Below are 4,758 nucleotides of genomic sequence, written 5' to 3' on the forward strand. Positions count from 1 at the left end.
GCCTGCGCGAGATGTGCGTAAACTGCGTGGATTCTTTCCGATAGCCGCGTGCGACGTTCAGGGCCGCGGGACGAATTTTATCACCCGGCAGTGCACGGTGAGCCTGTTTTCCTTCGGCGAATAATTGAACGCGGCCCCGTCTCCATAACGGTACGCCACCACCCCGATCGAGGCGTCGAAAGGCCTGCCCGGTTTCGCCGCGGCGATCTTTGACGCGATGTCCGGGGCGGTAAAGTCCCCGGGGGCAACGCCCACCAGGTGATCGCTTTCCGTGTGAAAGCGGAATACGAGCAACGGAAACGCGCTTTTTTTGCCGCCCGGTCCCTCGTATGGCTCGCGATATTTGTCTTTCGGTTGAGGGTTTCAGGCGGTGAGGGCAGGCCTACTGCAGGGCCTTGTCCTGCGAGCGCAGGCGGTCGAGCATCTTGCGGTAATCGTCGTTGCCGGGGTTCTCGCGCTGCAGCTCCTTAATCCGCTCGATAACACGCGAGCGTTCGAATCGCTCGTCGATATACACCCGGTCGGCGTTACGGGCCTGCATGTAATAGCCGTAGGCCTCGTAGAATCTCGAGAGGTAGAAACAGGTAATGGACATGTTGGAAAGCGCCTTGGCGTACCGCGGATCCATCGAAACCGCTTTTTTTAAAAGCTCATATGCACGCGCGTATTCCTTTCTGCGCATGCAGGTCACCGCGAGGTTATTGTAGTAGTGTTTTATGGTCGGATTCTTTTTTATTGATTCGGAAAAACACCGTTCCGCCGCCTCAAGATCGTTCTCCCGGAGATATCCGATACCCCGCGCATTTAGAACCACATCGTCCTCGTCCATCGTTGCGATAGCCTCGGGCACGGAATCCGAGGCGAATGCAGGCACCGACAGCACGATGCACACAAGCGCCGTTGAAGCCGCGGAAACGATGGTTCCGGCGATTGTTTTCACGGTATGAGTTGTCCCCGTTCCCTAAAAATTCTGCCGGTACAGGTCCTGCGTCATCATTTGCACGGCCTTCATAAGCTCCTCCTTTACCGCCGGATCCAGGTCTTCGAAACTCCCGCCGTACTTTACGATGCTCGTCTGCGAATCAAGGCTCACCCTCACGATGTTGCGTGTCGTGTCGTTGATCGCGTTCGCCGCGCCGACGGAAGCCCCGCTCGCCGTGGAGATGACGCGGCAGTTGACAAGTATCTTGATATTGATGCGGTTATAACCGAACACCGTGTCGTCGAGCAGCTGGCTCTTTTCGGCGCTGAAGTTCGATATAGAGGGGATGATGATGTACGGCGCCTGCAGGAGTCTGCCGATCTGAATGGCGTCGCTCGTCTTCAATAAACCGGTCATGCCGAGCTCGTGCTCCTTGAGTATCTCTTCCAGCCTCTGGCGTTCCACAACGCTGAAGCGTCCGCTCTTTATGAGCTCGGTCATGAAATGGTCCGTCAGCGCGCCGAGGAACTCCTTGCCGAGTTTCTGCTTGGTCGCGTTGGTGAACACCGAAACGGCCACCACCTGTTTTGGGCCCTGATAGCCCTTGTATCCTCCGCTCGCGCACGAGACTGAAAAAACCATAATAAAAACCGAAACCAGAATGCCGAAATAACGTACGAGCGATTTATTCATCTTTATCTCTCTCCACCATTTAATCATTATTGTCGGCGTGACGCCCCGGGAAAGACCGTTCATCCTCCGGTTGTTCAACGGGCAAATCCGAAGCTCAAGGGTACCGGGCGCGGCGTCATTATTGCAAGATAATTTTCAACGGGTCTTTTCAAAAATACGTTGACAATCGCATCCGCCGGGAGATTAAAAGTGGTACTGCAAATCGGTTCCGGCATCTCCCGAAAAAAACAGGACCAATAGATGAAAAAAATAATGAAGATGATCCTCGCCTGCTCCATGGGGGTTCCCCTGCTTGCCGGAGCCGGCGAACAGACGTCCGACTTCCAGAAAATCGAGACCAATTTCAACAATATCCGAACCCTCTCCGTCCGTGTCGAAAGCAGCATTATCAACCAGAAGGGCCGCGCCGACACGCGGGGAAGGATCCTCATGGACGGAAGGAACCGGCGACGCTTCGATCATCTCACCCCGGAGAGATCCGTTTACATCATCAACAGGGACGCGTACGTCAATTACGACTTCAGCGAGAAAAAGGAAGTCCGGAAAAAGCTCACAGATCTTTCCCCGGCGCACATAATCTTTCTCGAGGAGTTTTTCCTCGACATCATTCACGATCCCGTCAATCTGCTCATGCGCCGTTATTCCTTTCCAGCGTTCAAAAAGGGTTACCGCGACCTGGCCTCGCCTCTAACGGGGGTCTCGCTTCGCGATCCCGCCGCTCGCATCGCGGTTCACTTCAATGCGACGGGCGTCACCTCGATAGATTACTTTTACAAAGGAAACCTCAATAAACGAACGGTCTTCTCGGATTTCGTTACGATCAGGGATATCAGCCTCCCAGCAACGATGAAGACCACCGTTTTCGTAACGCCCAATGTTTACATTAACGTCAAGCTCAGCGAGATTTCAATCAATGATGAAATCGATGACAGGTTTTTTCGGAAGATCAATCCGTAAGACGCTCTGGAACGGGGTGCTTTTTTCCGGGCTTCTTGCCCTGTCCATTCCGATCCTTGCGCATGAACATGCCGCGACGCCACCGGGCGAAGATGCCGCATTCTACCGGTCGGGAATAATCCTCGTACACCCGGCAAAGACAGGACCTTCGTCTCTCATCGGAAAGCTGGTATTCGCCTTTTACGCGCGGTTCATCAGTCCGGTCGACAACAGGCAGTGCATCTTTCACCCCACCTGCTCGGAGTACGCCCGACAGGCGGTATCGCGCCACGGCGTTGTTGTTGGCGTCCCCCTGTCGGCGGCGCGGCTCATCCGCTGTAATCCAAGCGCATATTCCAGCGGCAATTACCCCGCCGCGAAACTGGACGAAGACCGCTGGCGGGCGGATGATCCCCTTGACTGAATCATTCAAAACAATAACGTCGATCGCGATACTGATCGGGACGCTGCTCGTCACCCCGCTCTCCGCGGCCGACCGGGATGAAGACTACGCGCGCCACCTCTTTCAGTCCGGCCATTTCGATGAGGCGGCCAGGCAGTACCTGTTTCTCCGGTACAGAGCCGAGAAGACGGCCGACCGCTCCGTGGAAAACCGCTATATCTACTGGATAGCCCGCTCCAGGCTCGAAGCGGGAGACCCGAAGAATGCGGAAGCGGAATTCCGCCACCTGCTCAAAGCGGGGCCCGTCTCCGCCATCGCGCCCGACGAGGTTTTCACGCAATACCTTCGCGCCCTCTATTTCCAGCGCAGGTTCAACGAAGCGGCGTTCGAGGCGGAAAACTCGCCTCTCTTCGAGCGCTCGCCGCGCGTCGCCGAAATCACCGGCTGGTCGCATATCAACGCGGGCAACTGGGAGGCGGCGGCAAAGGTGTTCGGCGCGCTGTCGTCCGGCGCGTACGAGCTCCCGGCATCCGACGGCGAAAGGCTTCGCGAGATAACGGACATGCTGAACGACCGCCCCGATTTCCGGAAGAAGTCCCCGGCCGGCGCGGCGATACTGAGCGCGCTCCTTCCCGGCGCGGGCCACGCCTATGCCGGAAACTGGAGCAATGCCTGGGGCTCGTTTTTTCTCAATGCCGTCTTCGGAGGGCTCACCGCCTATTCGATCCATCGCCAGGCCTGGGGCTACGCCGTGTTCTTCGGCGCGCTGGAGGCAGGCTGGTACGCCGGCAACATAACGAGCGCCTGGCAGGATGCCGGGCTGTACAACCGCCGGAGCGAAAACGATTATAAGGCTACATTGTCGGTACGATTTCCATTCGGATTAAGCGGTTATGCGAGAGAATAATAATTTGTTGACATTTTTAATCGTTTATCGCTTTCTAAACATCATTAAAGAGGACTAAGCATCTTCATTATCTTCACAACTATAATAGATAGGAATTCCACATTATATCTGATAGGTGTTATATACTTATCAATAAAGATTGGGTTACCCCCTCTATAATAGCCAAGAGAGAGAGGGATATATAGTAAGTAGTTTAACTTCATTTAAGGAGGTTTTTCTAATGAAAAAGTTTTTAGTACTCATTGTGCTGTTGCTTGTAGCATTCTCTTTCAGTGCATGCACCTATCGCATGGTCGACTTCACGGTGATCAGCTCCAAGAACACCGACATAAAGGGCAAGGTCGGAAAGCGCGTTAAAGGATCCGACGGCAAGTGCATGTACCTGGGCCCCCCGAACCTGAAGGAAGCTCTCGACAGGGCCATCCACAAGGAACCCGGTGCCGATGCTCTGATCGATGGCGTTGTCTACCAGAAGGTCTATGGTTTCTGGGTAATTTTTGAGGTCGAAGGGACCGCCATCAACACCAAGGCCCGATAAGATTCCCTCGACCGGTTTTAAAACCCGCCGAAAGGCGGGTTTTTGCTTACGCGATACTTGCGCTTTACCGCTTCTCACTCATTGAATCGGTTTTCTTTAATAGACCGCGGTCGTTCCATGATACTTGCGGAATAATGTTGACAGCGAGTCGTTTTTCTGATGAATAGACCTGCTGCGGTACCGGATTATCTGAATTCCCCGATAGCGTTGCCATTGCGACATTGATACGTGCAGCATCAATAATGGAAGGCGGGACTCTTATGGAACGATCCGACAAAAAAACCGTTTTCATTTCCATCACTGTTCTCGCGTGCATTATCACCGTGGTTCAATGCTCGAAAGATGACGCCGCCCTGCTC

7 protein-coding genes are annotated in these 4,758 nt (G+C 54.4%); 4 read left to right on the forward strand and 3 right to left on the reverse strand.

Going from position 1 to position 4,758, the window contains the following annotated elements; genetic code table 11:
* Positions 1-57: 57 nt before the first annotated feature.
* From VLM75_09065 to VLM75_09075, 3 genes are all read right to left on the reverse strand, one after another.
* The gene (locus VLM75_09065) at positions 58-255 is read right to left on the reverse strand and encodes a hypothetical protein (protein HSV97070.1); all 198 of its coding nucleotides are present in this window, start codon (positions 253-255) and stop codon (positions 58-60) included.
* Positions 256-382: 127 nt separating this feature from the next.
* Positions 383-940: a tetratricopeptide repeat protein gene (locus VLM75_09070; GenBank protein HSV97071.1), complete on the reverse strand. Its 558-nt coding sequence runs from the start codon at positions 938-940 to the stop codon at positions 383-385.
* A gap of 21 nt (positions 941-961) precedes the next feature.
* Positions 962-1,615, reverse strand: coding sequence for a CsgG/HfaB family protein (locus VLM75_09075; GenBank protein HSV97072.1), 654 nt, complete (start codon positions 1,613-1,615; stop codon positions 962-964).
* Positions 1,616-1,855: 240 nt separating this feature from the next.
* On the opposite strand from VLM75_09075, the gene VLM75_09080 reads away from it, so the two are divergent.
* The 4 genes from VLM75_09080 to VLM75_09095 all read left to right on the forward strand — a co-directional run bounded on the left by VLM75_09080 (position 1,856) and on the right by VLM75_09095 (position 4,399).
* Positions 1,856-2,572 carry a hypothetical protein gene (locus VLM75_09080; GenBank protein ID HSV97073.1) on the forward strand — a complete coding sequence of 239 codons (717 nt, stop codon included), beginning with the start codon at positions 1,856-1,858 and terminating at the stop codon, positions 2,570-2,572.
* Entirely contained in the window at positions 2,529-2,975 is a 447-nt protein-coding gene (yidD, locus tag VLM75_09085) for a membrane protein insertion efficiency factor YidD (GenBank protein ID HSV97074.1), read from the forward strand. The genes VLM75_09080 and yidD overlap by 44 nt, the downstream gene beginning before the upstream one ends.
* Complete coding sequence (locus VLM75_09090) at positions 2,968-3,861, forward strand: hypothetical protein (protein ID HSV97075.1); 894 nt, start codon at positions 2,968-2,970, stop codon at positions 3,859-3,861. Before yidD ends, VLM75_09090 begins: the two co-directional genes overlap by 8 nt.
* Positions 3,862-4,081: 220 nt before the next feature.
* Complete coding sequence (locus VLM75_09095; GenBank protein HSV97076.1) at positions 4,082-4,399, forward strand: hypothetical protein; 318 nt, start codon at positions 4,082-4,084, stop codon at positions 4,397-4,399.
* The last annotated feature ends 359 nt before the right edge of the window (positions 4,400-4,758 follow it).

The sequence above is a fragment of the Spirochaetota bacterium genome (genome assembly GCA_035477215.1).
In the GTDB taxonomy this organism is placed as follows: domain Bacteria; phylum Spirochaetota; class UBA4802; order UBA4802; family UBA5368; genus MVZN01.

Excerpts from the sequence above, each read along its gene's own strand:
- VLM75_09075 (HSV97072.1), bottom strand. The coding sequence starts at position 1,615 with ATGAATAAATCGCTCGTACGTTATTTCGGCATTCTGGTTTCGGTTTTT.
- VLM75_09080 (HSV97073.1), top strand. The coding sequence starts at position 1,856 with ATGAAAAAAATAATGAAGATGATCCTCGCCTGCTCCATGGGGGTTCCC.
- yidD (HSV97074.1), top strand. The coding sequence starts at position 2,529 with ATGATGAAATCGATGACAGGTTTTTTCGGAAGATCAATCCGTAAGACG.
- VLM75_09095 (HSV97076.1), top strand. The coding sequence starts at position 4,082 with ATGAAAAAGTTTTTAGTACTCATTGTGCTGTTGCTTGTAGCATTCTCT.